Annotated in this window: 27 protein-coding genes; 6 read left to right on the top strand and 21 right to left on the bottom strand. The window is 71.8% G+C overall.

Annotated features, from left to right (window positions below; all coding sequences use genetic code 11):
- Window positions 1–138: 138 nt before the first annotated feature.
- Both AB0L00_RS00945 and AB0L00_RS00940 read right to left on the bottom strand, forming a co-directional pair.
- A complete protein-coding gene (locus AB0L00_RS00945; protein ID WP_364426646.1) occupies window positions 139–1,317 on the bottom strand; it encodes a CU044_5270 family protein in 1,179 nt (392 codons plus the stop codon).
- Window positions 1,314–1,871 carry an RNA polymerase sigma factor gene (locus AB0L00_RS00940; protein ID WP_364426643.1) on the bottom strand — a complete coding sequence of 186 codons (558 nt, stop codon included), beginning with the start codon at window positions 1,869–1,871 and terminating at the stop codon, window positions 1,314–1,316. The genes AB0L00_RS00945 and AB0L00_RS00940 overlap by 4 nt, the downstream gene beginning before the upstream one ends.
- 194 nt (window positions 1,872–2,065) lie before the next feature.
- On the opposite strand from AB0L00_RS00940, the gene AB0L00_RS00935 reads away from it, so the two are divergent.
- Complete coding sequence (locus AB0L00_RS00935) at window positions 2,066–2,881, top strand: alpha/beta hydrolase (RefSeq protein WP_364426640.1); 816 nt, start codon at window positions 2,066–2,068, stop codon at window positions 2,879–2,881.
- Between the two features lie 30 nt (window positions 2,882–2,911).
- On the opposite strand, the gene AB0L00_RS00930 is transcribed toward AB0L00_RS00935, so the two are convergent.
- The 3 genes from AB0L00_RS00930 to AB0L00_RS00920 all read right to left on the bottom strand — a co-directional run bounded on the left by AB0L00_RS00930 (window position 2,912) and on the right by AB0L00_RS00920 (window position 5,410).
- Window positions 2,912–3,757, bottom strand: coding sequence for an NmrA family NAD(P)-binding protein (locus AB0L00_RS00930; RefSeq protein ID WP_364426637.1), 846 nt, complete (start codon window positions 3,755–3,757; stop codon window positions 2,912–2,914).
- Window positions 3,758–3,909: 152 nt separating this feature from the next.
- Complete coding sequence (locus AB0L00_RS00925) at window positions 3,910–4,449, bottom strand: hypothetical protein (protein WP_364426634.1); 540 nt, start codon at window positions 4,447–4,449, stop codon at window positions 3,910–3,912.
- 31 nt (window positions 4,450–4,480) lie between these two features.
- Window positions 4,481–5,410, bottom strand: a complete 930-nt coding sequence (locus AB0L00_RS00920; RefSeq protein ID WP_364426631.1) for a LysR family transcriptional regulator — start codon at window positions 5,408–5,410, stop codon at window positions 4,481–4,483.
- Window positions 5,411–5,483: 73 nt separating this feature from the next.
- Between AB0L00_RS00920 and AB0L00_RS00915 the strand changes: the two genes are divergently transcribed.
- The 3 genes from AB0L00_RS00915 to AB0L00_RS00905 are packed head-to-tail and all read left to right on the top strand — an operon-like array spanning window position 5,484 to window position 8,186.
- Window positions 5,484–6,392, top strand: a complete 909-nt coding sequence (locus tag AB0L00_RS00915; RefSeq protein ID WP_364426628.1) for an EamA family transporter — start codon at window positions 5,484–5,486, stop codon at window positions 6,390–6,392.
- 4 nt (window positions 6,393–6,396) lie between these two features.
- On the top strand, window positions 6,397–7,257 hold the full coding sequence (locus AB0L00_RS00910; RefSeq protein ID WP_364426625.1) for a dihydrodipicolinate synthase family protein: 861 nt from the start codon (window positions 6,397–6,399) through the stop codon (window positions 7,255–7,257).
- A 5-nt stretch (window positions 7,258–7,262) separates the two neighbouring features.
- The gene (locus AB0L00_RS00905) at window positions 7,263–8,186 is read left to right on the top strand and encodes a TIGR03619 family F420-dependent LLM class oxidoreductase (RefSeq protein ID WP_345352181.1); all 924 of its coding nucleotides are present in this window, start codon (window positions 7,263–7,265) and stop codon (window positions 8,184–8,186) included.
- Between the two features lie 57 nt (window positions 8,187–8,243).
- On the opposite strand, the gene hemL is transcribed toward AB0L00_RS00905, so the two are convergent.
- From hemL to AB0L00_RS00860, 9 genes are all read right to left on the bottom strand, one after another.
- Complete coding sequence (gene hemL / locus AB0L00_RS00900; RefSeq protein ID WP_364426621.1) at window positions 8,244–9,536, bottom strand: glutamate-1-semialdehyde 2,1-aminomutase; 1,293 nt, start codon at window positions 9,534–9,536, stop codon at window positions 8,244–8,246.
- A 19-nt stretch (window positions 9,537–9,555) separates the two neighbouring features.
- Window positions 9,556–10,224, bottom strand: a complete 669-nt coding sequence (locus AB0L00_RS00895; RefSeq protein ID WP_364426618.1) for a bifunctional DNA primase/polymerase — start codon at window positions 10,222–10,224, stop codon at window positions 9,556–9,558.
- A gap of 291 nt (window positions 10,225–10,515) precedes the next feature.
- Window positions 10,516–11,502: a porphobilinogen synthase gene (hemB, locus tag AB0L00_RS00890; RefSeq protein ID WP_364426615.1), complete on the bottom strand. Its 987-nt coding sequence runs from the start codon at window positions 11,500–11,502 to the stop codon at window positions 10,516–10,518.
- A gap of 20 nt (window positions 11,503–11,522) precedes the next feature.
- A complete protein-coding gene (locus AB0L00_RS00885; protein ID WP_364428936.1) occupies window positions 11,523–13,076 on the bottom strand; it encodes a uroporphyrinogen-III synthase in 1,554 nt (517 codons plus the stop codon).
- A 47-nt stretch (window positions 13,077–13,123) separates the two neighbouring features.
- Window positions 13,124–14,029 carry a hydroxymethylbilane synthase gene (gene hemC / locus AB0L00_RS00880; RefSeq protein WP_364426612.1) on the bottom strand — a complete coding sequence of 302 codons (906 nt, stop codon included), beginning with the start codon at window positions 14,027–14,029 and terminating at the stop codon, window positions 13,124–13,126.
- The gene (locus AB0L00_RS00875) at window positions 14,026–15,291 is read right to left on the bottom strand and encodes a glutamyl-tRNA reductase (protein WP_364426610.1); all 1,266 of its coding nucleotides are present in this window, start codon (window positions 15,289–15,291) and stop codon (window positions 14,026–14,028) included. Before AB0L00_RS00875 ends, hemC begins: the two co-directional genes overlap by 4 nt.
- A gap of 70 nt (window positions 15,292–15,361) precedes the next feature.
- On the bottom strand, window positions 15,362–16,066 hold the full coding sequence (locus tag AB0L00_RS00870) for a redox-sensing transcriptional repressor Rex (protein ID WP_364426607.1): 705 nt from the start codon (window positions 16,064–16,066) through the stop codon (window positions 15,362–15,364).
- Window positions 16,067–16,327: 261 nt separating this feature from the next.
- Entirely contained in the window at window positions 16,328–16,573 is a 246-nt protein-coding gene (locus AB0L00_RS00865) for a glutaredoxin family protein (RefSeq protein WP_345352161.1), read from the bottom strand.
- Window positions 16,566–18,107, bottom strand: coding sequence for an antibiotic biosynthesis monooxygenase (locus AB0L00_RS00860; protein WP_364426604.1), 1,542 nt, complete (start codon window positions 18,105–18,107; stop codon window positions 16,566–16,568). The genes AB0L00_RS00865 and AB0L00_RS00860 overlap by 8 nt, the downstream gene beginning before the upstream one ends.
- Window positions 18,108–18,295: 188 nt before the next feature.
- On the opposite strand from AB0L00_RS00860, the gene AB0L00_RS00855 reads away from it, so the two are divergent.
- A complete protein-coding gene (locus AB0L00_RS00855; RefSeq protein ID WP_364426601.1) occupies window positions 18,296–18,913 on the top strand; it encodes a sigma-70 family RNA polymerase sigma factor in 618 nt (205 codons plus the stop codon).
- Window positions 18,914–18,982: 69 nt separating this feature from the next.
- Entirely contained in the window at window positions 18,983–19,858 is an 876-nt protein-coding gene (locus tag AB0L00_RS00850) for an HAD-IB family hydrolase (protein WP_345352152.1), read from the top strand.
- A 64-nt stretch (window positions 19,859–19,922) separates the two neighbouring features.
- On the opposite strand, the gene AB0L00_RS00845 is transcribed toward AB0L00_RS00850, so the two are convergent.
- From AB0L00_RS00845 to AB0L00_RS00815, 7 genes are all read right to left on the bottom strand, one after another.
- Entirely contained in the window at window positions 19,923–20,894 is a 972-nt protein-coding gene (locus tag AB0L00_RS00845) for an aldo/keto reductase (RefSeq protein ID WP_364426598.1), read from the bottom strand.
- A 44-nt stretch (window positions 20,895–20,938) separates the two neighbouring features.
- The gene (locus AB0L00_RS00840; protein ID WP_364426595.1) at window positions 20,939–21,868 is read right to left on the bottom strand and encodes a lysophospholipid acyltransferase family protein; all 930 of its coding nucleotides are present in this window, start codon (window positions 21,866–21,868) and stop codon (window positions 20,939–20,941) included.
- A 10-nt stretch (window positions 21,869–21,878) separates the two neighbouring features.
- Window positions 21,879–22,937, bottom strand: coding sequence for an NAD-dependent epimerase/dehydratase family protein (locus tag AB0L00_RS00835; protein ID WP_364426592.1), 1,059 nt, complete (start codon window positions 22,935–22,937; stop codon window positions 21,879–21,881).
- Between the two features lie 29 nt (window positions 22,938–22,966).
- Window positions 22,967–23,065: an AURKAIP1/COX24 domain-containing protein gene (locus tag AB0L00_RS00830; protein WP_018654693.1), complete on the bottom strand. Its 99-nt coding sequence runs from the start codon at window positions 23,063–23,065 to the stop codon at window positions 22,967–22,969.
- Between the two features lie 157 nt (window positions 23,066–23,222).
- A complete protein-coding gene (locus AB0L00_RS00825) occupies window positions 23,223–23,426 on the bottom strand; it encodes a helix-turn-helix domain-containing protein (RefSeq protein ID WP_187233448.1) in 204 nt (67 codons plus the stop codon).
- 108 nt (window positions 23,427–23,534) lie between these two features.
- The gene (locus tag AB0L00_RS00820; protein WP_364426589.1) at window positions 23,535–24,350 is read right to left on the bottom strand and encodes a phosphatase; all 816 of its coding nucleotides are present in this window, start codon (window positions 24,348–24,350) and stop codon (window positions 23,535–23,537) included.
- Window positions 24,347–25,435: an acetoin utilization protein AcuC gene (locus AB0L00_RS00815; RefSeq protein WP_364428934.1), complete on the bottom strand. Its 1,089-nt coding sequence runs from the start codon at window positions 25,433–25,435 to the stop codon at window positions 24,347–24,349. Before AB0L00_RS00815 ends, AB0L00_RS00820 begins: the two co-directional genes overlap by 4 nt.

Genomic DNA, 25,435 nt, shown 5'->3' with positions numbered 1-25,435 from the left:
GCGCCCCCCGCCGCGGTCCGCGGGGCCCTCACCCCCTTGAGCCGCGCCGTCTGACCCGTCCGGACGGGTCAGACGGCGGATCAGGCGTCGCGCCGGCGGAGGATCCACGCGCCGCCCAGCCAGGTTCGGCCGGCCGGTTCAGGGGCGGGCGCCGAGCCTGTTCACCCAGCCCATCGCCTCGTACGTCATGGTCAGGCTGGGCGCCTTGCGGTCCCCGGACTCCTGGGCGAGGAGCCGCCCCGACTGCGGGTCGATGATCAGACGGATCTCGAAGCCCTTCCCCGGCCGGGCGTCGTTCCCCCCCAGGGCCAGGACCGCGCCCTTGCGGCCCATCGGGTCATCGGCCGTGCCCAGGTAGCGGATGCCCGGCTGCTCGGCGAGCAGCCGGTACAGCGCGGCCTTCGCGCCCGGCGTCAGCGGCCCGGCCAGCAGGTCCTGCGCCTCGCCGAAGACGTACTGGGCGAAGCTGTCGCCCATGGGCTCACCGTCGTGCTGGTTCGACAACTGGTTCTCGTGCTTGAACCAGGTCCGCATCGTCTTCTGGAGACCGGCCGGGTCGGTGGGCAGCCTGGTCAGGGCCTCGATCGTCTTGTCCCGCTGGGTGATGTTGGGCTTCAGGCCGGAGAAGTCGTAGTTGTTCACGTGCGGCTTGCCCGACGGGTCGACGCCGAACCAGTCCTTCTCCTTAGGAGTCAGCTTCTTCCACGCGGCCTCGTCGGCCGGTGACGGGAAGGTGATCCTGGGGTCGATGCCGGTGATCGTGCGGTCGCGCCTGTCACGGCCGTACCAACTGTCCTGCGTCTTGCTCACGTACGCGGTGAAGGGCGCGAACCGCAGGCTCTTCTCGCCGAGTTGCCTGGCGATCCTCTTCTGCGCCGCCTTGCGGAAATCGGAGGTGCTGAAGATCGAGGTCTCGCGTTCGCGGGTGTACCAGTAGGCCCCGGTGGTGGCCGGTGCCTTGGCGGCGCTGTCGGCGCTGGTCAGAAGGATGGCGCGGGCGTCCAGCGCTCGTACGGTGTGGGACGCGGTCGGCCGGACGCCGGGGGAGCCCCCGGAGCCGTCCGTGGCGACGATGACGAGCGCGGCGCTCGCGGCGACCGCCCCCGCGGCCAGTCCGGCCACCAGCAGGCGCGGCCTCCGACGCCGCGCGGTCGGCATGGAGACGGCGCGGCCGGAGTCGCCGCCGCCCCACGCCTCGGCGAGATCCCGCTCGCGGCGGCGGGAGTGCGCCTCGGCGGCCATCGTCTCCAGGCCGACGGGCTTGAGCGTACGGAACAGGTCGTCGGGGTCGCGGTTCAACGTGGCTCCAGGGTTCATCGGGCGGCCTTGCCGGCGGCGTGGGAGACGGGGCGGCGGGCATCGGGCGCGGGCGCGCTGTCGATCGCCCTGGCGAGGCGGCGCCGCGCGCGGTGCAGGCGGACGAAGAACGCCGCGGTCGAGCAGCCGACGACCTTGGCGGCCTCACGCGGGGCCAGGCCGTGCCACATGACGAGCGAGAGGACCTCGAGGTCGTTCTCGGACATCCCGCCGATGGCCGCCAGCGCGCTGTCACGCTCCACGACGTGGTCGGCGACGTCCCACGCCACCAGGTCCTCGTCGGTGGTCATCGCGGTGACCCGGTCGACCAGCGCACGCCGCCGGGAGCCGTTGTCCCACTGCTTGCGCAGGAGGTTCCGGGCGACGCCCAGCAGCCAGGGCAGCGCCGGCTCGCGGATGTCGTCCAGGCGGCGCCACGCGATGACGAACGTCTCGCTGACGATGTCCTCCGCCATGTCCGGCTCGGCCCGCGTGATCACGTAGCCGAGCACGCGCCGGTAGTTCTCGTCGTACAGCTCGGTGAAGCGTCTTCGGGAGTCCTCGGAGTCGCCCAACGGAGTCCCTGCCCTTCGGTGAGTCGGTGACCTTTCACCAGTACTTCCGACGGCCCCCGCCGCCTTTACCGATCACCTTCAAGAAGATCACTGGTAGGGCCGCCTGTTACCTCGGACGTAATCGACCCCGTTCCCGTACGCCGGGAGGATTCATGACGTCGGACCACGCGAGACAGACATCAAGGAGCGACACCATGTTCTTCGAGACCGCCGACGGAACCCGCCTGGCCTACGAGGACTACGGCCAGGGCCCGGCGATCGTCTTCGTCGCGAGCTGCATGCTCAGCACCGACATGTGGGAGTACCAGATCCCCTTCTTCGTCGAGCGGGGCTACCGGTGCGTCGCGCTGGACCGGCGGGGCCACGGCCGCTCGGACCGGCCCTCCGGCGGATACGACCTGGACACCACCGCGGACGACCTGGCCACGCTGATCGAGCACCTCGACCTGCGGGACGTCACCCTCGTCGGCCACTCCATGGGCGGCGGCGAGATCGCCCGTTACCTCGCCCGGCACGGCGAGGAGCGCGTCGCCCGCGCCGTGTTCATCTCCGCGATGCTGCCGTTCCTGAAGCAGACCGAGGACAACCCGGCCGGCATTCCGGTGGCCCTCTTCGAGGCCATGCAGGCCAAGATCCGCGCCGACCGGCCCAAGTGGCTCTCCGACCAGGCCCAGGTCTTCTTTGCCACCCACCTCGGCCCGGCGGTGTCCCCCGCCCTCATCGCCTGGATGATCCGGGAGTGCGAGGCCACCTCGCCGTGGGCGGTGCTGAAGTTCCAGCACGCGCTGTTCCACACCGACCACCGCGCCGGGCTGCGCGAGATCACCATCCCCACGCTCGTCGTCCACGGCGCGGCGGACTTCTCGGCACCGGTGGACGTGACCGGCCGGCGCACCGCCGAGATCATCCCGGGCACCGTGTACAAGGAGTACCCGACCGCCGGGCACGGCATCTTCGCCAGCCACCATGACGAGCTCAACGCCGACCTGCTCGAGTTCATCAAGGGCTGAGCCGCCGCCGAGTCGCGGCCGGCTCGCCGGTCAGCGGAAGTCGGCGGCGTGGTCGGCGGCCCACCGGGCGAAGGTACGGCCCGGACGGCCGGTGACCTCCTCGACCACGGGCGAGACCCAGGCGTTGCCGTCCAGGTACCGGCCCATCTCCAGGAACCACTCGATGACCTGCTCGGGGTACCGGTCCTTCCAGTGCTCCCGTGCCTCGTCGGGGGTGAGCTCGACGAACCGGACCTCGCGGCCGATGGCCTCGCCGATCAGCCGTACGGCGTCGCGGCGTCGTACGGGCTCCGGGCCGGTCGGCACGTAGGTCCGCCCGGTGTGGCCCTCCTCCAGGAGCGCGGCCAGGGCGACGGCGGCGATGTCGGCCTCGTGGACCATCGCGCTGGTCCAGTCGCCGAACGGGGCGCGCACGACGCTCTCCGTCCTGATCGACGCGACCCACTCACGGGTGTTGGCCATGAACTCGCCGGGGAAGATGTGCGTCCACTCGAGACCGGAGTTCTCGATGGCCCGGTGCAGGACGCGGTGCCGCGCCTCCATGGGGTCGTCATCGTCGCGGCTCGGATCGTTGTGGCCGAGGTGCACGATCCGCCGTACGCCGGCCTCCTTCGCGAGTTCGAGGATCCGGGGGCCGGTGGTCAGCGACTCGCCGATCGCCACCAGGTGCATCCGCTCGACACCGCGAAGGGCGGGGACCAGGCTCTCCGGCCGGCCGAAGTCCCCGGCGACCACCTCGGCCTCCGGCGGCAGGGCGGCGGCCGCCCGTGAGGCGGGGTCGCGGGTCACGGCCCGGACCTCCTGACCGGCGGCCACGAGTTGCCGGACGAGGCTGCTCCCGACCGTGCCGGTCGCTCCGGTGACCAGTATCGGCATGACATCTCCCCGCTGCGCGATCGATCAAGGGCGTTCATCCTCGCCAGCGCTTCCGGGGACGGCAAACGCGAACAGCGTGTTCACATTTCTCGTTGACCTGCGGGAATGAAGTCGCGATCCGGAATTCGCGAAAAAAGAATGATTTTGGGTGGTCATCGGACCACGGGGCGTAGTCGCCGTCTCGGGACCGGTGCGACGTCCCCGCGGCGTCCCGGGCGCAGGGCCGCGTGCCACTGGCCGGGACCCGGGCCGTGCCAGGCGGCCAGCGTGTCGGCGACCAGGCCGGTCGCGGCGGCGTAGACCCCCTTGTGCAGCAGGTCGACGACGAGTTCGCGGCGCGGCCAGGTCCAGGGCGGAGCGCCGACGCCCGTCGCGTTCTCCAGGATCTGGTCGTTGGTCAGGCGGACCACCCCGAACATCGCCGAGGCCCAGGGACCGCGCAGCCCGGCCGTGGCCATCACCCCGCGCAGCCCGCCCATGAGCATGCCCTGTCCGAGATGCATGGCGAGGTTGCGCGACTTCGGCTGCCGCCGGGGGTGCTCCGAGAGGCCCGTCAGGCGTTCCAGCGTCCGCGCCGGGACGTGGGAGTCCGGGCGCCGCGTCCATCGTTGTTCGAGCTTCTCACTGGCCGTCATCGCCAGCGCGCCGACGAGTCCGGCGATCATTCCTTCGATCGTTGCTCGTGTCCACATGTCGCGCCCCTACCCGCGGCGGGACGCTCGGTCACTCTCCGTGAGGAACGGGCGCGTTCAGGCCCAGGTCCGTGGCGGCGGCGCGGAGGGCGGCGACCGCGGCGCGGATGGCCGGGCGGCGGGCCGCCTCGGCGCGCCAGATCCCGTACACGTGCCGTGTCAGCGCGGGACGCACGGCGACGATGCGGACACCGGGCGGGACGTCGCAGCGGCCCAGGCGCGGCAGGATGGCGCTGCCCAGTCCGGCCGCCACGAGGGCGAGCTGCGTGGCGTACTCGTCGGCGGTGTGGCTGATGCGCGGCTCCAGGCCGGCCGTCCGGAGCGTGTGCTCCAGCCACTCACGGCAGATGGCGCCGGCCGACTGGGCGATCCACATCTCTCCGCGCAGGTCGGCCAGGTCGATGACCTCGCGATCGGCGAGCGGGTGGTCGGTGGGTAGGGCGAGGTCCGCGACGTCGTCGAGCAGCGGCGCCTTGACCAGACCGTCCGGGATGGCGAGCGGCACGTTGAACCAGTCCTGGACGACGCCCAGGTCGATCTCGCCGCGGGCGGCGAGGGGCAGGCTGGCGTGCGGTTCCAGTTCGCGCAGCGTCACCGTCAGGAGAGGGTGCTCCTTGGCGAGCCGGCCCAGCGCGCCGGGCATCAGGCCGCGCGCCGCCGTGGGGAACGCCGTGATGGCGAGCTCGCCGACGACGGCGCCGCGCTGGGCCTCGAGGTCGGACTCCGCCGCCTCGACCATGGTGAGGATGCGCTCGGCGTGCGCGGCGAGGAGCGCGGCGGCGTCGGTGAGCCGGACCCCTCGGCCGTTGCGCTCCAGGAGCTTCTGGCCGGTCTCCCGCTCCAGCTTGGCGACCTGCTGGGAGACGGCCGAGGTCGTGACGTGGAGGACCTCCGCCGCGGCGCTGACGGAACCGTACGTGGCCACGGCGTTGAGGGCGCGGAGCCGCTCCAGGTCGAGCATGTAGGCATGCTACACGGAGAGCTTAAGGAACATTCGCTTGTCCTAAAGAATGGCGACCGCGACGATCAGAGTCATGAGACCTCGGGACATCGCGATCGCGGTGCTGATCGCCGCGATCTGGGGATTCAACTTCGTCATCATCCATGTGGGGCTCGGCGCCCTGCCGCCGCTGCTGTTCGCGGCCCTGCGGTTCGTGGCGGCGGCGTTCCCCGCGGTCCTGTTCGTCCGGCGGCCCGCGATCCCGTGGCGCCGGATGACGCTCGTCGGCCTGCCGCTCGGGGTCGGGCAGTTCGGCCTGCTGTTCATCGCCATGCACCTGGGGATGCCGGCCGGGTTGTCGTCGCTCGTGCTGCAGACGCAGGCGCTGTTCACCGCCGCCTTCGCCGTGCCGATGCTCGGTGAGCGCATGCGCCGGGCACAGGTGGCGGGCATGCTCGTGGCCTTCGCCGGCATCGCGGTGATCGCCGGGTCGCTGGGCCAGGGCGGGCCCGTGCTGGCGTTCGCGCTGTGCCTCGTCGCGGCGGGCATGTGGGGGCTGGCCAACATCGGCATGCGGAAGGCGCAGCCGCCGGACATGTTCGGGTTCATGGTCTGGGTCAGCTTGATCCCGCCGCTGCCGCTGCTCGCGCTCTCGATGATCTTCGAGGGGCCGCGCGCGGACCTGCACGCGCTGGCGCACATCTCCGCTGGCGGCCTGGGCGCGCTCGCCTACATCGCGTACCTGTCGACCCTCGTCGGGTTCGGCCTCTGGGGGTGGCTGCTGCGCCGGTACGACGCCGGTCAGGTGGCGATCTACTCGCTGCTGGTGCCGCTGTTCGGGGTGTCCTCGGCCGCACTCCTGCTCGGCGAGCGCGTCACCGTCCCCGACGTGGCCGCCGGTGTCCTCATCGTCGGCGGCGTCGCCCTCGGCAGCCTCCGCCGCCGTACGGCCGCCGTCCTCCCCCGGGCCGACGCCCCGGCCGCCGCGCTCGCCGAGAGGTGACCTCATGCTCCACGGGATCCACGTTCCGCTCATCACACCGTTCGGGCCCGACGGCGCCCTCGACGTCCCCTCCCTCGAAGGCCTGGCCCACCACGTCCTGACCGAGGGCGCGGCGGGACTCGTCGTGCTCGCCACCACCGGCGAGGCCGCCCTGCTCACCGCCGACGAACGGCGTACGGTCGTCGCGACGTGCCGGAAGATCAGCGAGGAGTACGGCGCGCCGCTCACCGTCGGCGTGGGGACGATCGGCACCGAGGAGTCCGTCCGGCAGGCGATCGACCGCGCCGCCGACGCCGACCTGCTCCTCGCCGTCGTGCCGTACTACCTCCGCCCCACCGACGAGGGCGTCCTCGAGCACTTCGCGGCGATCGGCGCGGCGGCCGGGGTACCGCTTATCGTCTACAACATCCCGTACCGCACCGGGAAGACGCTGCGCGTCGAGACGCTCCTCGAGCTGCTCGCCACCGACCACGTCGCCGGGATCAAGCACTGCCCGGGGGCGATCGACGCGGACACCCTGACCCTGCTCGCCGAGGGCCGGGGCGTGCTCGGCGGCGACGACGCGTTCCTGTACCCGATGCTGCAACTCGGCGCGGCGGGCGGCATCACGGCCTCGGCGAACGTCGCCCCGGCGGCGTTCGCCGCGCTGGCCGACGCCGTACGGGACGGGGACGCCGCGCGCGCCCGCGACCTCCACGACGCCCTGCTGCCCCTGGTGAACGCGCTGTTCGCCGAGCCCTCCCCCACCGTCATCAAGGCGGTGCTCGCCGAGCGCGGCCTGATCGCCGACGCCACCGTACGATCGCCGCTGCGACCACCGACCGCCGCCTCGCTGACCACGGCGCTCGACCGGCTGCCAGGATAAGAAGCATGAGGATCGGATTCGGCGCCCCGGTGTCGGGGGCATGGGCCACCCCACGGAACGTCGGTCACTTCGCCGAACGCGCGGAAGACCTCGGATACGACTCGCTGTGGGCGTTCCACCGCCTGCTCACCCCGGCCGACAGGGAGGCGCTGGCCCCGGTGTACCGCAGCGTGCTCGACCCGCTCGTCACCCTGGCCTACGCCGCCGCCCGCACCTCCCGGATCCGCCTCGGCGTCTCCTTGATCAACTTCCCGTTCGTCACGCCCGTGTACCTCGCCAAGGAGGTCGCCTCCCTGGACGTGCTGTCCAACGGGCGGTTCGATCTCGGCCTGGGCGCCGGCTGGCAGCACGAGGAGTTCGTCGCCAGCGGCGCCTCGGAGGAGCGACGCGGCGCGCGCGCCGAGGAGTTCGTCGCGGCACTGCGTACGCTGTGGGAGGACGAGGTCAGCGAGTTCGACGGTGAGTTCTACACGATCCCGCCGAGCCGCCAGGCGCCCAAGCCCGTGCAGAAGCCGCACCCGCCGGTACTGCTCGGCGGCGTGGCCGAGGCCGCGCTGAAGCGGGCCGGCCGGATCGCGGAAGGCTGGCTCAGCCGCAGCGCCACCGACCTGTCCCGCATCCACGAGCAGATCGCCACCGTCCGGCAGGCCGCCGAGGAGGCGGGCAGGGACCCCGACGCGGTCCGCGTCGTCGTCCGCGGCGTCGTACGGGCGGGCGAGGAGGTCACCTACGACGCCGGCAAGCGCCTGCGCCTGTCCGGCTCCTACGACCAGATCCGCGAGGACACCGCCTGGCTCGCCGAGCAGGGCGTCACCGAACTCTTCTACGACCTCAACTGGGACCCCCTGGTCGGCAACCCCGACGCCGAACCCAAGGCCGCCACCGCCCGCGCGGAGGAGATCGTCGAAGCCCTCTCCCCCGACGCCTGACCGACAGTGCCGAGACTTTCCGTCGCCATGGCGACGGAAAGTCTCGGCGGTGATGGGTCACACCGCTTCGGCGGCGGCTCTCGCGGCGTGGGGGAGGGCTTCCGCGATGCGTTCCAGGGCCGTGTCGTCGTGGGCGGCGGACAGGAACCACGCCTCGTACGCCGACGGGGGCAGGTAGACGCCGTGGTCCAGGGCCGTGTGGAAGAACGCGGCGTAGCGGCGGGTGTTCTGGCGCTGGGCCTGCTCGAAGTCCAGCACCGGATCCTCGGCGAAGAAGATCGAGAAGAGGTTGCCCGCGGTCTGCAGCCGGTGCGGCACGCCCTCCTTGGCCAGCGCCTCCGTCGCGGCCTGGGCGACCGCGGTGGCGGCGTGGTCGATGCGCGCGTAGACCTCGTCGGTGGCGGCGCGGAGCGTGGCCAGGCCGGCGGCGGTGGCCAGGGGGTTACCGGACAGGGTGCCCGCCTGGTACACCGGGCCCGCGGGGGCCAGCCGGTCCATGACGTCGGCGCGGCCGCCGAACGCCGCGGCCGGCAGGCCGCCGCCCATCACCTTGCCGAAGGTGTACAGGTCGCCGGCGACACCCTCCAGGCCGTACCAGCCGGACCGGGAGACGCGGAAGCCGGTCAGGACCTCGTCGATGATGAGCAGGGCGCCGTGCCGCTCGCAGACGCGCTTCAGGGCGGCGTTGAAGTCCTGGGTCGGCGGGACGATGCCCATGTTGGCCGGGCACGCCTCGGTGATGACGCAGGCGATCTCGTGGCCGTACTCACCGAACGTCTCCTCGACGGCGGCGATGTCGTTGTAGCGGAGCACGATCGTGTCGGCGGTGGCCGCGCCGGTGACGCCCGGCGAGTCCGGCAGGCCGAACGTCGCGACGCCGGACCCGGCGGCGGCCAGTAGCGCGTCGGAGTGACCGTGGTAGCAGCCGGCGAACTTGACGATCTTCGGGCGCTCGGTGAAGCCGCGGGCCAGCCGGATCGCCGACATCGTCGCCTCGGTGCCGGAGCTGACCAGGCGGACCTCGTCGATCGGCGTGCGGGCGACCATCTCCTCGGCGAGCAGGACCTCGCCCTCGGTCGGGGCGCCGTACGAGGTGCCGTGCTCGACGGCGTGGTGCACGGCCTCCACGACCCGCGGGTGGGCGTGCCCGAGGATCATCGGGCCCCACGAGCAGATCAGGTCGACGTACTCGTTGCCGTCGGCGTCGACGAGGTACGCGCCCCGGGCCGAGGCGATGAACCGCGGGGTGCCGCCCACGGCCCCGAAGGCGCGCACCGGAGAGTTCACGCCGCCCGGGATGACCGCACCGGCCCGGTCGAACAGTGCTTCGGAACGATTCGTGGAAGTCACCCCACGAGTCTCCCAGACGTCATTCGGCGTCGTCGGCCAGGATCTCCAGTAGCCGCAGCGGGTCGGGCAGCGGCGCACCGTGCGGCGTCCTGACCCAGGTCACCGCGCGGTCGAACGGCAGCACCGACGGCGGCGCGACGACGTAGCTGTCGCGGCAGTGCCAGCGCATCCCGGGGTTGTCGGCGATCGTCTCCGGGACGGTGTCGAGGTGGCAGGACCACCACTCGTCCTCGTCGACGGGCGCGCCGCGGGTGGCGACGAAGAACAGGTAGCGCTCGTCACCGTGGGCGGCCACCGGGCCGACCGGTACGCCCTCGCGCTCCATCCGGTCCAGGGCCGCGCGGCCCGCCTCGGCCGGCACGTCGAAGACGTCGAAGACCCGCCCGGTCGGCAGGACGATGTTGGCCTCCGGGTCTCCGGCCCACCAGCGTCCCAGGGTGTCGACGTCGACCGTGGCCTGCCGCTGCCACACCTGGGACCGGGGATGCGCCGCGGGCGACGGACAGCCGATCCGGTCGCAGGAACACGCCCGCATGCCGTCGGTCGCCGGATGTTCGCCCGGATAACAGGGCCAGCCCAGGGCGGCGTACTCCTGTACGGCGGCCGCCATGCGCTCGCGCCTGGCCGACTCGCCCGTCTTGCGGCGGCCGGCCGACCGGTTCGTTCGCTTCGCTGTTACGTCCAGCATCCTGCTCCCCCTCCGCTCCTCTTTCGATGATGACGCGCCGCGGTTTCGCGAGTTGTGGGAACCCCTGAATAGCGGCGAAGCCGTGACCTGCTAAGCGGCGGGTCACCGGAGCGGAGCCGCCGCAGCGAGCGGAGTGAGCGGCCGAGGAACGAGGTCGCTCGCGAAGCGAGTGAGCGGCCGAGGAACGAGGTCGCTCGCGAAGCGAGTGAGCGGCCGAGGAACGAGGTCGCTCGCGAAGCGAGTGAGGCGGCGCGAGCGACCCATCAGCACGGCTTCGAGAGCGGGTTCACGTCAGGCGCGCAGGGAGCGGGCGACCTCGGTGGCCCAGTAGGTCAGGATGATGTCGGCGCCCGCGCGGCGGGCGGAGATCAGCGTCTCCATGATGATCCGGTCGCGGTCGATCCAGCCCTGCGCGGCGGCCGCCTCGACCATGGCGTACTCGCCGCTGACCTGGTAGGCGGCGACCGGGACGTGCACCGTGTCGCGCACCCGGCGGACGATGTCGAGGTAGGTCAGCGCGGGCTTGACCAGGACGAAGTCGGCGCCCTCGTCCAGGTCCAGCAGCACCTCCCGCAGCGACTCCTCGGCGTTCGGCGGGTCCTGCTGGTAGGCGGACCGGTCGCCGAACTGCGGCGCGCACTCGGCGGCCTCGCGGAACGGGCCGTAGAACGCCGAGGCGTACTTCACGGCGTACGCCATGATCGCGACGTTGCCGTAGCCGGCCTCGTCCAGGGCGGTGCGGATCGCGGCGACCTGGCCGTCCATCATGCCGCTCGGGGCGACGACGTCCACGCCCGCCGCGGCCTGGGCGACGGCGATGGAGGCGTAGCGCTCCAGGGTCGCGTCGTTGTCGACCTCGCCGGAGCCCGTGAGGATGCCACAGTGCCCATGGTCGGTGTACTCGTCCAGGCACAGGTCGGCCATGATCACCGTGTCGTCGCCGAGGTCGGCGGAAAGGTCGCGCAGCCCCTTCTGCACGATGCCGGCCGGGTCGTCGGCGGCGGAGCCGCGGCCGTCCTTGACCGCGGGGATGCCGAAGAGGATCAGCCCGCCGACGCCGGCCTCCACCGCGTCGTGCGCCGCCTTGCGCAGGGACTCCCGGGTGTGCTGCACGACGCCCGGCATCGACGCGATCGGCTGCGGCTCGGTGATGCCCTCCTTGACGAAGAGCGGCAGCACCAGGTCGCTCGGGTGCAGGTGGGTCTCGGCGACCAGCCGCCGCAGCGCGGGGGTGCGGCGGAGCCGCCGGGGACGTACGACGGGGAAGTGCGCGGTCACAACGACCTTCTTTCAGCTCATCACTTGCGCCGGCGGGCGCCGCGGCGCATCTCACTCGGCTTGCGAAGGGGGTCGCCGGCCTCGACCTGGGCGGCCCGCCGCTTGGAACCGTACTCCGCGAGCGCCTCGGCGAGGGCGCTTACGGACGGTCTGTCCGCCAGCACGTCGACGCGCAGGCCGTACTCCTCCGCCGTGCGCGCGGTCTGCGGGCCGATACAGGCGATGACCGTGACGTTGTGCGGCTTGCCGGCGATGCCGATCAGGTTCCGGACCGTCGAGGACGAGGTGAACAGCACGGCGTCGAACCCGCCGCCCTTGATCGCCTCGCGGATCGGCGCCGGCGGCGGCGCCGCCCGTACGGTCCGGTAGGCGGTCACGTCGTCGCACTCCCACCCCAGCTCGGTGAGCCCGGCGACGAGCGTCTCGGTGGCGATGTCGGCGCGCGGCAGCAGCACCCGGTTGATCGGGTCGAGATCCTTGTCGTACGGCGGCCAGACCTCCACGAGCCCCTCGGAGGACTGCTGCCCCTTCGGCATGAGGTCCGGCTTGACGCCGAACTCCACGAGCGCGGCGGCGGTCTGCTCGCCGACGGCCGCGACCTTGAGGCCGGCGAACGCGCGGGCGTCCAGGCCGTACTGCTCGAACCGCTCGCGTACGGCGCGCACGGCGTTGGTCGAGGTGAAGACCACCCACTCGTAGCGGCCGGTGACGAGACCCTTGACGGCACGTTCCATCTGCTGCGGCGTGCGCGGGGGCTCCACCGAGATCGTGGGCACCTCGTCGGGCACGGCGCCGTACGAGCGGAGCTGGTCCGACAGCGACGCGGCCTGCTCCTTGGTGCGCGGCACCAGCACCCGCCAGCCGAACAGCGGCTTGGTCTCGAACCACGACATCTTGTCGCGCCAGCGGACGACGTCCCCGACGACCAGCAGCGCCGGGGACTCCAGGTGCTTGGTGTCGGAGGCGACCTTCGCCAGCGTCGAGTCGACCGTGTACTGCTCGGTGGTCGTGCCCATCGAGGTGACCGCCACCGGGGTCGTGTCGGACCGGCCGGCGGCCATCAGGCCCTTGGCGACCTCGCCGATGGTGTTCTCGACGCCGAGAATCACCAGGGTGGCGGCGTTCGCGTGGGCGCTCCAGTCGATCCCGCCCTCCTGGGCGTCGACGATCACGACCTCGCGGTGCTTGCCGTCCGTCAGCGGGATGCCGGCGTACCCGGGGACGCCGGTGACGGACGAGACGCCGGGGACGATCTCGAACGGCACCTTGCCCTTGGCGCAGGTCTTCACGTCCTCGGTCAGGGCGCAGCCCAGCCCGGGGTCACCGCCGAACACCCGCGCGACGACCTTGCCCGACCGGGCCAGGCTCACGAGGCTGACGCCCGCCGGGCCGACCACGTCGGCGGCGGGGTTGAAGATTGCGCGGTACGGCGGCGCCAGGGTCTCGTGGACCACGATGACGTCGGCCTTACCGAGGATCCTGGCCGCCCGGAGCGTCACCAGCTCCGGGTCGCCCGGGCCGACACCGACGAACGCGACCATGCCCTGCCGCTCGCCGGGGGTCGTCCCGGCCATCGCGGGGGCCTCGCCCTCGTCGTACGCGGCCTTTTTGCTCGCGGGGCTCAAGATGTGCTCTCCCCCATCAACTGGTCGGCCCCCTCCGCGAGCATCCTGACCGCGAGATCGCGTCCTAGGCGCTCTGAATCGTCCGGGGAGCCGCTTTCCGACAACCGAATCTGCCGTTCACCGTCATACCCGACAACGACTCCGGTCAGATGCACGATTTGCTCTTCCCATGCAGCGTATGCGCCCACGGGAGCCGAGCAGCCCGCCTCCAGCGTGGCCAGCAGTGTCCGCTCCGCCGTCACGGCCGCCCTGGTCGGGGCGTGGTCGAGGGTCGCGAGGAGCTCGATGAGATCGTCGCGATCGGCGCGGCACTCCACCGCCAGCGCGCCCTGGCCCGGCGCGGGCAGCATCTGGTCCGGCTCGAAGATCTCCGAGACGGCCTCCAGGCGGCCGATGCGGTTCAGCCCGGCGTACGCCAGCACGACGGCGTCCACCTCGCCGTCGGTGACCTTCCGCAGGCGCGTGTCGGCGTTGCCGCGGATCGGCACGACGTCGAGGTCGTGCCGTATCGCCCGCAGTTGCGCGACGCGGCGCGGCGAGCCGGTGCCGACCCGGGCACCGGGCCGCAGATCGGCCAGTTTGGCCGGGCCGCAGAGGGCGTCACGGGGGTCGTCGCGCGCCGGGACCGCGGCGAGCACGATGCCCTCGGCGGGTCCGGTGGGCAGGTCCTTGAGGGAGTGCACGGCGAAATCGATCTCGCCGGACAGGAGCCGCTCGCGCAGCCTGTTGACGAACACGCCGGTGCCGCCCATCTGGGCCAGGTGCGCCTTGGAGACGTCGCCCTCGGTGGTCACGCCGACGAGCTCCACCGGCCGGCCGGTACGGGCGGTCAACGCGTCGGCCACCAGGCCGGACTGCGTCATGGCCATGAGGCTGCGGCGGGTACCCAGTTTGAGTGTCACAGCACGTCCTCCGCCCGGATGACCGCTTCCGGGGCCTTGGGGTCGAGGTCGAAGAGTTCACGCAGCGCGTCGGCGTACGTGTCGCCGCCCGGTGAGGCCGCCAGCTCCTTTACGCGCACGGTCGGGGCGTGCAGCAGCTTGTCGACCACGCGGCGTACGGTCTGGGCGATCTCCGCTTGTACCTTGTCGTCGAGCTCGGGCAGCCGGCCGCCGAGCCGGCCGAGCTCGGCCTCGACGACCTCGGCGGCCTTGCTGCGCAGCGCGACCACTGTAGGGGCGACCGTCGCCGCGACGAGGCTCAACTGGAAGGCCTTGACCTCCTCGCACACGATCCGCCGGACGGCGTCGGTGTCGGCCTCGGCCGGCGCGTCCTCGCCGGCGCTGAGGTCGTCCAGGCCCACGAGCGTGACGCCGGGCAGGTCACGGACGGCCCGGTCGACGTCGTGCGGCAGGGCGAGGTCGAGGAGGAAGACCGGGCCCTGGACCATGTCCGGGGTGATCACGAGGCCGGCGGCCCCGGTGCACGAGACGACGATGTCCGCCTCGGCGATCGCCTGCCGCAGGTCCTCGAGGCGGATCGCCCGCGCCGGGGCGTCGGTCGCCTCGGCCAGGCGCACGCCCCGCTCGTACGTGCGGTTGGCGATGACGATCTCGCCGATGCCCTCGCGGGCGAGGGTGGCGGCGGCGAGCGAGCTCATCGAACCGGCGCCCACCACCAGGGCGCGCCGGCCCGTGAGGGAGCCGGCCCGGCTCAGGCCGACGGTGACGAGTGAGGCGCCCGCCCGGTCGATGCCGGTCTCGTTCCGTGCCCGCTTGCCGACGCGCAGCGCCTGCTGGATCGCCTCGTTCAGCGCCCGGTCGACGGTGCCGTACTTCTGGGCGAGCTTGAGGGCGGTACGGAGCTGGCCGGCGATCTGACCCTCGCCGACGACCATGGAGTCCATGCCGCAGGCCACCGAGAAGACGTGCTGGACCGCGCGTTCCTCGTAGTGGACGTACAGGTGCCGGGACAGCTCGTCCAGCGACACGTCCGAGTGCTGCGAGAGCAGCTCGGAGATGGCGGAGACGCCCGCGTGGAACTTGTCGACGTCGGCGTACACCTCGATGCGGTTGCACGTGGAGACGACGACGGCCCCGCTGACGTTCGGCGAGCCGTGGACGTCGTGCAGGAGTTTGACCAGCCGCTCCCCGGTCACCGCGGTGCGTTCCAGCAACGCGACCGGGGCGCTGCGGTGGCTCAGCCCGACCACGAGAATGCTCACTGGTGCTCCCGTCCCTCACCTGACGGCCCCGGGCAGCGGAGCGGCCGTGTCGTCGTCACGTCCCCTCGGCTCATGAGCCGTCCACCGCTTCGAGATACTCCTGTTCCATCCCGGCGGGGCCGCCGGCCTTGCGCTGTTCGTGGAACGCGAGGATCTGAAGCTCGATCGACAAGTCGACCTTACGCACATCGACCCCTTCTGGCACAGCCAGGACAACGGGGGCGAAGTTCAGGATGCTCGTAACGCCGCTCGACACGACGCGGTCGCAGACCGGCTGGGCGGCCGACGCGGGCACGGCCAAGACCGCGATGGAGATCGCGCAGTCCGCGATGATCTGCTCGAGTTTGTCGATGTGCTCGACGGTCAGGCCGTTGATGCGCTCGCCGACGATCACGGGGTCGGCGTCGAGCAGCGCGGCCATCCGGAACCCGCGGGAGGCGAACCCGCCGTAGCCCGCGAGGGCACGGCCGAGGTTTCCGAGGCCGACGATGGCGACCGACCAGTCCTGGGTGAGGCCGAGCTCGCGGGAGATCTGGTAGACGAGGTACTGCACCTCGTAGCCGACGCCCCGGGTGCCGTACGACCCGAGGTGGGACAGGTCCTTGCGGAGCTTGGCCGAGTTGACGCCCGCCGCGGCGGCCAGTTCCTCAGACGAGACGGTGACGATGTCGCGCTCGGCGAGCGTGTGCAAGGCGCGGAGGTAGACCGGCAGCCTGGCGACGGTCGCCTCTGGGATGCCCCGGTTTCGCGCACCGAGGGTGGATCGACGGGTCACAAGCCTGCTCTTCGAGACTCGACGCGCGGCCGGTCCTGAGTCGCCCGCCGGCCCGGTCGCCTGGACTTTCCTCAGATTAAGCCTTTGTGAACGCATGCACAAAGTCGGGAGACCACTGCTGTAGGTTCGCCCGACCGCCTCGAGGGATCGTCTCGTGGCCCTCGACCCGCAGCTCAGCAAGGCCTCCGGCCGGTTCGGCCGCCCCTCCCGAGGCGTCCCGGAACACCGCGCGATGTGACGGAGAAGACATTGACAGCCTGGTCAGGCGCCGAGTGCGGCGCGCAGGCGTGGCTCGTCGACCCGCCAGAAGTCGTGCTGGACGCCGTCGACGAAGGTCACCGGGATCTGCTCCCAGTAGAGCCGCGTGTCCTCCTCGGAGGCGGTGATGTCCCGCTCCTCCCAGCCGACGCCGAGCTCGTCGCACACCCGCGAGACGATCTCGCGGGCGTCGTCGCACAGGTGACAGCCCGGCTTGCCGAGCAGCAGGACGCGAGGCGTGTCAGCCATGGGGCCAGCGTACGCCGGGGTTCGACGGGTTCGACGGGGGCTGCGGCGGCCCGGAGTGTCCGTTCGGCCGCGGTGGGGCCGGACGCGGACCGGTCATGTCGTGGGGCGGACGGCCCGGGTCCTGCACGGGCCGCTGGACCGGGCGCGGGCCGGTCATGTCGTGGGGGCGCTGGGCCGCGCGAGGCTGCCGGGAAGGGTCGTACGGGGCGCGCTGCGGCTCCTGTGGACGCTGACCATCGTACGGGGCGCGCTGCGGCTCCTGCGGGCGCTGGGCGTCGTACGGGGGACGCTGCGGGTCCGGGTGCGGCCGCTGGGCGTCGTACGCGCCGCGCTGCGGCTCCTGCGGACGTGGCGGGCGCTGGGGGTCGGGCGGCGGCGCGACCTTCGCGGCCGTGGTGGTCAGTTCGATGACGTTCGTGCTCGCGACGTGGTTGCGCACCTCGCCCGCGAACCGCTGCGCGTGCGGCTGGCGGGTGTGGTTCTCCACCGCCGCGGCGTCGCGGAAGAGCTGGTAGAAGATCCGCTGCAACGGCGCGTTGTCGACGGCGTGGCAGGCGTAGACGAGCGTGCCCGGCTCGCGTTCGATCACCGCGCGGGTGACCTCGGCGGCCAGCCGGTCGAACGCGTCCTGGTGGCCGTCGTGGAGCGTGTACATCGTGATCCGGCCGTACTGCCCGAGCGGGAACGGGAGCCCTCCGGGCACGGCGGCCGGCGGCGCGGGTGACGGCTGCGCGGGGTACTGCCCGCCGCCCGGACGGCCCTGGGAGCTCTGCGGCGGCGGACCGGACGGCCGGCCAAGGGGAGGCTGCCCTGCGTAGTTGGACATCTCGTCGTACGGCTCCGCTTCTTCGTCTTCGTCTTCAGCGTCATGGGCCTGCTCCGGCAGCACCCGGGAGACGCCGAACCAGGTCAGGGCGACGGCCCCGCCGAGCGCCAGCGGCGCCAGCGGACCCGGCAGGAAGCCGCGGGTCGCGGTGACCAGGAGGACGCCCGCGAACGCGACCATCGCGACGGTGAGCATGATCTCGGTCGCCCGGCGGTCGCGCTTGTTGCCGCGCATCGCGGTGACCGCCACGCAGGAGACGAGCGACACGACCGCGAAGACGTGCCCCCCGTTCACGACCAGGTTGGGCAGCGAGGAGTAGTGGCCCGCGATCTTCGGCAGGCTCTTGCCGAACGTACCGATGATCGGGTCGAGCAGGATGATGACCACGGCCACCACGGCGTACGAGCCGGCGATCAGCCGGGCCGCGAACCTCGCCTGGACCGTGCGCGCGACCATCTCGACGACCCCGAGCGCGAGGCTGAACGGCGCCAGCAGGGCGCCGAACAGCGTGACGCATCGCAGCAGGGCCGGCGAGAAGCCCGCCGCGTAGCCCATGGTCATCGCGGCGAGTGCGATGCCGAGCGCGACCAGGGTGCCCGTCCAGGCGAACAGGTGGATCCGCCGCTCGGGCAGGGCGCGCATGCCGAGGAGCCCCGCGCACCCGAGGGCGGCGAGGGTCGCCAGAAGCGCCACCGCGACGTTCACCATCGCCCCAATGGTGCCCGATCTCCGGAGCGGACAGGTAACGGATCCCCCGGTCCGTACCGGAAATCGCTATGTACCAGCCGCGCGGATATAAGGCGGGATTCATCATCCGTCACCATTGCACCAGTTACTCACTGGTATCTAGCATGTTTCGACACACCCGGTGGCCGATCAGCACCGAGGAGTCCCGCATGCGCAGCCTCGCCCTCGACCCCCCGCCCGTGTCGCCCCGGGGACCGGTCGACCTCGACACGGCCGGCGACCAGGATGAGCTGCGCGACCTGGTACTTCGCGCCCGCGCCGGCGAGTCCGAGGCGTTCGCCGCGCTGTACGACCGCTACGTCGACCTCGTCTACCGCTACGTCTACTACCGGGTCGGCGCCCACCCGCTCGCCGAGGACCTGACCAGCGAGACCTTCCTGCGGGCGCTGCGCCGGATGAGCGTGTTCACCTGGCAGGGCAAGGACTTCGGCGCCTGGCTCGTCACCATCGCCCGCAACCTCATCCTGGACCACTTCAAGTCCAGCCGGTACCGCATGGAGATCTGCACGGCCGAGCCCGGCGAAGGGGACCGCTGGGAGGAAGGGCCCGAGCGCGCCGTCCTGGACGCCTGGACTTACCGGGCGCTGTTCGCCGCCGTACGGGGCCTGGGCTCGGAGCAGCGGGAGTGCGTCGTCCTGCGGTTCCTGCACGGCCTGTCGGTCGCGGAGACCGCCACGGTCATGGGCAAGAACAGCGGCGCGGTCAAGGCGCTCCAGCACCGCGCCGTACGCTCCCTCGCGCGGGTCGTCCCCCGCGACGTCCGTTGACGCCGCTGCGGAGAAGACACTGACGGTCCCTCTCGGTTACCACTGATCGAAACTGGTTACGCTCGTCTCATGCGGTTGTGGCCTTGGAACGATGGTGCCGATGACGCGGAGCTGGCCGGTGAGGCCGCGGCGGCCGCCGCGGCGGTGGACACGCCCGCTCCGGTCCCCGATCCCAGCGCGGCGGCGTTCTTCGACGTCGACAACACGTTGATCCGCGGCGCGTCCATCTACCACTTCGCGCGCGGGCTCGCCGCCCGCAAGCTGTTCACCGTCCGCGACCTGGCGCTGTTCGCGCTGGGCCAGGCGGCCTTCCGGATGCGCGGCGCGGAGAACGCCGAGCACATCAGCACCGCGCGCGAGGCGGCCCTGGCGTTCGTCGCCGGGCGCAGCGTCAGCGAGCTCGTCAGTCTCTGCGAGGAGATCTACGACGACAAGATGGCCGACCGGATCTGGCACGGCACCCGCGCGCTCGCGCTCAAGCACCTGGACGCCGGCCAGCAGGTGTGGCTCGTCACCGCCACACCGGTCGAGCTGGCCCGGATCATCTCGCACCGGCTCGGTCTGACCGGCGCCCTCGGCACCGTCGCCGAGACCGAGAACGGCGTCTACACCGGACGCCTCGTCGGCCACCTCCTGCACGGCCCGGCCAAGGCCGGCGCCGTCCGGGCGCTCGCCAAGCGCGAGGGCCTGGACCTGTCGCGCTGCGCGGCGTACAGCGACTCCTTCAACGACCTGCCGATGCTGACCGCGGTCGGCCATCCGAACGCCGTCAACCCCGACGCCGACCTGCGCGAGCACGCCCGCGAACACGGCTGGCCGGTGCACGACTTCCGCACCGGCCGCAAGGTCACCATGGTCGCGCTGCCGGCCGCGGCCGGGGCGGGCGCGCTCGCCGGCGGCGTCGCCGCCGGCGTAGCCCTCCGCCGCCACTACCGCGACCACTGAGCCCGTACGACCGGGGCCGAACGGGCCGGCCGGCGGGCGCTGAGCGGCCGGCCGTCCTGCTGGGTCAGCGGCGGACCATCCGCATCATGGGCTCGGGGTACCGGGCGCCGGACACCGGCAACTCCAGCTCGGCCAGCTCCGCGTCGGTGAGCCGGATCTCGGTGGCCGCGAGGTTCTCCTCCAGCCGCGTGCGGCGCTTCGTGCCGGGGATCGGCACGACGTCCTGACCCTGGTGCAGCAGCCAGGCCAGGGCCAGCTGCCCCGCCGTCACGCCCTTGCCCGCCGCCATCGCGTGGACCGCCTCGGCGGCCTTGACGTTGGCGTCGTAGTTGGCGCCCTGGAAGCGCGGGTCGGTGCGGCGGTAGTCGTCCTCCGAGTAGTCCTCGGCCCGGCGGACCTCGCCGGTGAGGAAGCCGCGGCCGAGCGGGGAGTACGGCACGAGGCCGATGCCCAGCTCGCGGACGACCGGTAGGATCTCGTCGTCCAGGGCCCGTTCCCACAGCGAGTACTCCGACTGCAGCGCCGAGACGGGGAACGTCGCGTGCGCGCGGCGGATCGTCTGCGCGCCGGCCTCGGACAGGCCGAAGAAGCGGACCTTGCCCTGCTGGACCAGCTCGCCGACGGCGCCGGCGACGTCCTCGATCGGTACGTCGGGGTCCACCCGGTGCTGGTAGAGCAGGTCGACGTGGTCGGTGCCGAGCCGCTGCAGTTGCTGCTCCAGCACCTGCTTGATGTGCTCGGGGCGGCTGTTCAGCCCCCGGCGCTCGCCGTTCTCGGCTATGTCGAAGCCGAACTTCGTGGCGATGACCGCCTCGTCGCGGCGGCCGCGCAGCGCCCGGCCGAGGAGCTCCTCGTTGGTCCAGGGTCCGTAGATCTCGGCGGTATCGAAGAAGTCACAGCCGAGCTCCAGCGCCCGGTGGATGGTGGCGACGGACTCGGTCTCGTCGCTCTGACCGTACGCCCAGGTCATGCCCATGCAGCCCAGGCCGAGCGCCGACACTTCGAGTCCCTGCGTGCCCAGTCTTCTCTTCTCCATGGCGACCAGACTGCCCCTTAGAGCGCGCTCTAAGTCAACTGCGGTCAGAAGAAGATCGAGGCTCGGCGGCGGAGTTGGTCGTAGAGCATGTTCTGGATCGTCTCGCGGACCTGGTCGGTCAGGTTGAGGACCGTCATGTGGTCGTCGGCCTGATCCGGGTCGTACTCGTCCGTCATGATCGGCTCGCCGAACGCGATGATCCACTTGGACGGCAGCGGGACCAGGCCCAGCAGCCCGAACATCGGCCACGTCGGCGTGACCGGGAAGTACGGCAGGCCGAAGAGCCGGGCGATCGGCCGCAGGTCGGCGATCTTCGGGTAGATCTCCTCCGCGCCGACGATCGCGGCCGGGACGATCGGCACCTGGGCGCGCAGCGCGGTGGCGACGAACCCGCCGCGGCCGAACCGCTGCAGTTTGTACCGCTGGCTGTAGGGCTTGCCGACGCCCTTGAACCCCTCGGGGAACACGCCGACCACCTCGCGCTTGGCCAGCAGGCGGGCCGCGTCGGCCTGGCAGGCGAGCGTGTGCCCGCTCTTGCGGGCCACATGGGCCAGCACGGGAATCTGGTACACGAGGTCGGCGCCGAGCAGCCGGAGGTTGCGCTTGGCCGGGTGGTGGTCGTGCAGCCCGACCTGGAGCATGACGCCGTCCAGCGGGAGCGTGCCGGAGTGGTTGCCGACGACCAGCGCGGGCCCGGTGTCCGGGACGTTCTCCAGCCCGAACATCTCCACGCGGAACCACCGCTCGTACAGCTGACGGGCGAGCGGCATCAGCAGCGTGTCGTTCAGCTCCGGGTCGAAGCCGAACTCGTCGACGTGATACCCGCCGTCCAGCCGGTGGCGCACGAAGCGCAGCGCCGACGCGATCTTCTGCTCGAGCGCCCCGGGTGGCTGGGTGCGGTGTTCGGGCGTGCCGCCGTGAAGTGGGATCACCTCGGCCTCGTGCCCCATCACCGCTCTCGCTTCCTCGGACATCAGACTGCGGTCACCTCCTGCTGAAGCCCCCTACCCCGCCGGTGACCAGGTCAAAGATTTCCGTACGCAGGCTTCGTCCGAGCCCCTGCGAATCGATGAAGTCGGCGAAGGCCTCTTCGGAGCTGTACTTCGGGCGCCAGGAAAGTTCGGTCGTCAGGCGCGTCGTGTCGATGACCCGGCCGTAGGTCAGCCAGCGCAGCAGCTCGGGCGAGAAGCCCTTCAGCCCGCCGAACCGGCGGCCGACGTCGCCGAGCGTCTGCACGGCGGGCGACGGGAGCCGGACGATCGGCCGACCGGCCCGGCGCAGGGCCTGGGACAGCAGCACGACGCCGTCGCCGGCCGCGTTGAAGCAGCCGGGATGGTCCTCCACGGCCATCCGGCGCAGGATCTCGATCCCGTCGTCCTCGTGGATGAACTGCAGCCGCGGGTCGAACCCGAGCACCGTCGCCACCACCGGCATGTGGAAGTAGCGGCTGAGCGGGTTGTCGACGTTCGGCCCGAGGAAGTTCGCGAAGCGCAGCACGGAGACGAGCAGGTCGGAGCGGCGCCGGGCCAGCCCCCGGACGTACCCCTCGACCTCGACCGCGTCCTTGGCGTAGCCGTGCGCCGGCGGCGCCACCGGCTCGTCGAGCTCGGTGAACACGGCCGGGTCACGAGGCGACGAGCCGTACACCGCCGCCGACGACCGCACCACCAGCTTGCGCATGGCGGCGGACCGCTGGCAGGCGGCCAGCAGCTGCATCGTGCCGATGACGTTGACTTCCTTGGTCGTCATCCGCGCGGCCGCGGTCATCGTCACGAGGTTCAGGTGCACGACGGTGTCGACGCACGCCGAATCTATGATCTTCGCGATGCTCGGCGTACGAATGTCGACACGGACGAACTCGGTGCGCCCGAGGGACGCCTCGGGCGGCACGGTGTCGACGCCGATGACCCGCTCGATGCTCGGCTCGGCCTGCAGCGCCTCGGCCACCCGCGCTCCCAGCCACCGGGAAACGCCCGTGACCAGGACCACCCGGCTCGTGCCGGGGCCGGACGCCGTACTCGCGGAGGGACGCGTCGCTGGCACCGGTGTCCCCCCATCCGTGGACGGCTGCGTTACTTCTTGTTACGACGCTGGATGCGCGTCTTCTTCAGCAGCTTACGGTGCTTCTTCTTGGCCATGCGCTTACGACGCTTCTTGATGACAGAGCCCACGGAACCCTCACTCGATGATCAGCAGGAGACGGGCGGTCAGCACCCTTGGCGGGCACATGGCCCGGTGCCCAAGGGTACCGCCGCCTCGACGCCGATCGGTCGCGGGCCGCCGCCACTCGCCGCGAAGGCCGCCGCCTTCCGGCGAGGAACGCGAGCGTCAGCCCGCTTCGATGTACGCGTCCCGCAGATAGTCGTGGACAGCCTGCTCTGGTACGCGGAACGAACGTCCCACGCGAATCGCCGGTAGTTCTCCCGAGTGAACGAGGCGGTATACGGTCATCTTGGACACCCGCATCACCGCAGCCACCTCGGCCACAGTCAGGAACCTGACCTCGCTCAGAGGTCGCTCGCCTGAGCTCATCGGACGCCCTCTTCCACACGCCGCGCGTCAGACCTTTGGGTGACTTTGATCACGGCCGTGTACTTTCCTCCAGCGTAAATCGTGATTCCCGAGTCGCAAGAGGGGAGTTCAATCAATCAGGCTCGAATGTGTCAAAAGATACACAGTGAGCGGGGTGTAGTGATCCGGGAGCACGTTGTCGTCCAGGGGAACCACGGTACGAATCTTCCCCTCCGCCTCCCCCGCGAACAGGGCCGGATCATTGCAGTCCGCGAACCCGACCGTGTCGACGCCCGCCTGGCCCGCCGCGCCCGCCCATCCGTGGTCGGCGATGACCAGATCCGGCCAGGGCCCGCCGCCGTCGGAAAGCTCGCGCAGAATCGCGCGCATGGGGTCCGCGTCGTGCGTATGGTGCAGGTCCGCGCGGGTGGCCAGCGTCGCGACGCCCTCCACATAGCGGATCTCCCGCCGCTCCACGCCGCGCGCCGTCCGCACGTCGTACGCCCAGCCGGACGCGGGCGTCGGCACTCGGCAGCCGCGCGCCCGCAGCGCCCGGCCCACCGCGAGGTACACCGGCAGCAGCCCGTCCGGATGCCCGGTGGCCAGCACCACCGTCTCCCGGCGCTCCGCCGCCTGCGCGAGCCGGCCCGCCAGGGCCTCCAGGGCGTCGATCGTCCGGTCCGGGTCGATCGTGTCGTCGCCGTACAGGTGCGCCGGATCCGGGTCGATCCCGCACCTGTCCACCATCAGCGCGAAGATCTGCTCGAACCCCCAGTCCCGCTCCAGCTCGAGCCCGAACAGGTAGTCCGGTTTGCGCGCCGCCATCCGCCGGTAGTGCAGGAGGTTGCCCTGGCGCGGCGTGGCGACCACCCCGGCGATCAGCGTACGGACCAGGTGCTCGCGCAACTCGTCGCGGGTCGGGACCGGCTGATCGGCAAGGCTCACGGCATCGGGTCCAGGCCGTGCTCCGGGAACACCGCCTGCCGCGTCGCCTGCACCGCCCGGTCCACCGGATCCGCCGGGTCGTACCCGCTCGCCCACGGCCGCACCTCCGTGTTCGCTCCGTCGGTCATGCGTTCGGGCGCCCGCTGCCCCGTGCGGCGTCGCACGAACTCCCGCCAGGACTCCGGGGTCGGCGTGTCGGGCGGGATCGGCCGGCCCGCCGCCTCGGCGAGGAGGTGGGTCCAGGCACGCGGGACGACGTGGACGAGCTCGTACCCGCCGCCGCCGGTCAGGACCCAGCGGCCACCGGCCGTCTCGTGGGCCAGCCGGTGCAGTGCCTGGTACGCGGCGCGCTGCCCGTCGACGCTCAGCGTCAGGTGGGCGAGGGGGTCCAGCTCGTGGCTGTCGCAGCCCTGCTGGGTGACCAGGATCTCCGGCTGGAACTCGCGCAGGAGTGGCGGGACCACCGCGTCGAAGGCGCGCAGCCAGTGTCGGTCGCCGCTGCCGGGCGGCAGGGCGACGTTGACCGACGTGCCCCGCGCCCCCGTCTCCTTCGGCAGCCCGGTGCCGGGGAAGAGCGTCCGCGGCGTCTCGTGCAGGCTGATCGTCATGACGCGCGGATCGTCGTAGAACGCCGCCTGGACACCGTCGCCGTGGTGCACGTCGACGTCCACGTACGCGACCCGCTCCGCGCCCTGGGCGAGCAGCCAGGCGATCGCGATCGCCGGGTCGTTGTAGACGCAGAACCCGGACGCCGCGCCGTGCATGGCGTGGTGCAGTCCGCCGGCGATGTTGGCCGCGTGCTCGGCCTCGCCGGTCCAGACGGCCCGTGCCGCAGCCACCGAGGCACCGGCCACCAGCGCGGACGCGTCGTGCATGCCGGAGAAGACCGGATTGTCGGCCAGGCCCAGGCCTCGCGCGACGTCGAGCCGCTCCCGGCGCACCGCCTCGATGTAGGCCGGATCGTGCACCAGGGTCAGCAGCGTGTCGTCGGCCGGCTCGAACCCCTCGACCGACACGTGCGGCGCGTCGAACACGCCCAGCTCGCGGGCGAGCGCCATCGTCAGCTCGACGCGGACGGGATTCAT

Source organism: Actinoallomurus sp. NPDC052308 (assembly GCF_040679195.1).
Classification (GTDB): Bacteria; Actinomycetota; Actinomycetes; order Streptosporangiales; family Streptosporangiaceae; genus Actinoallomurus; species Actinoallomurus liliacearum.
Note: the sequence above shows the minus strand (reverse complement) of the source record. Positions and strands in the feature narration are given on the sequence as shown.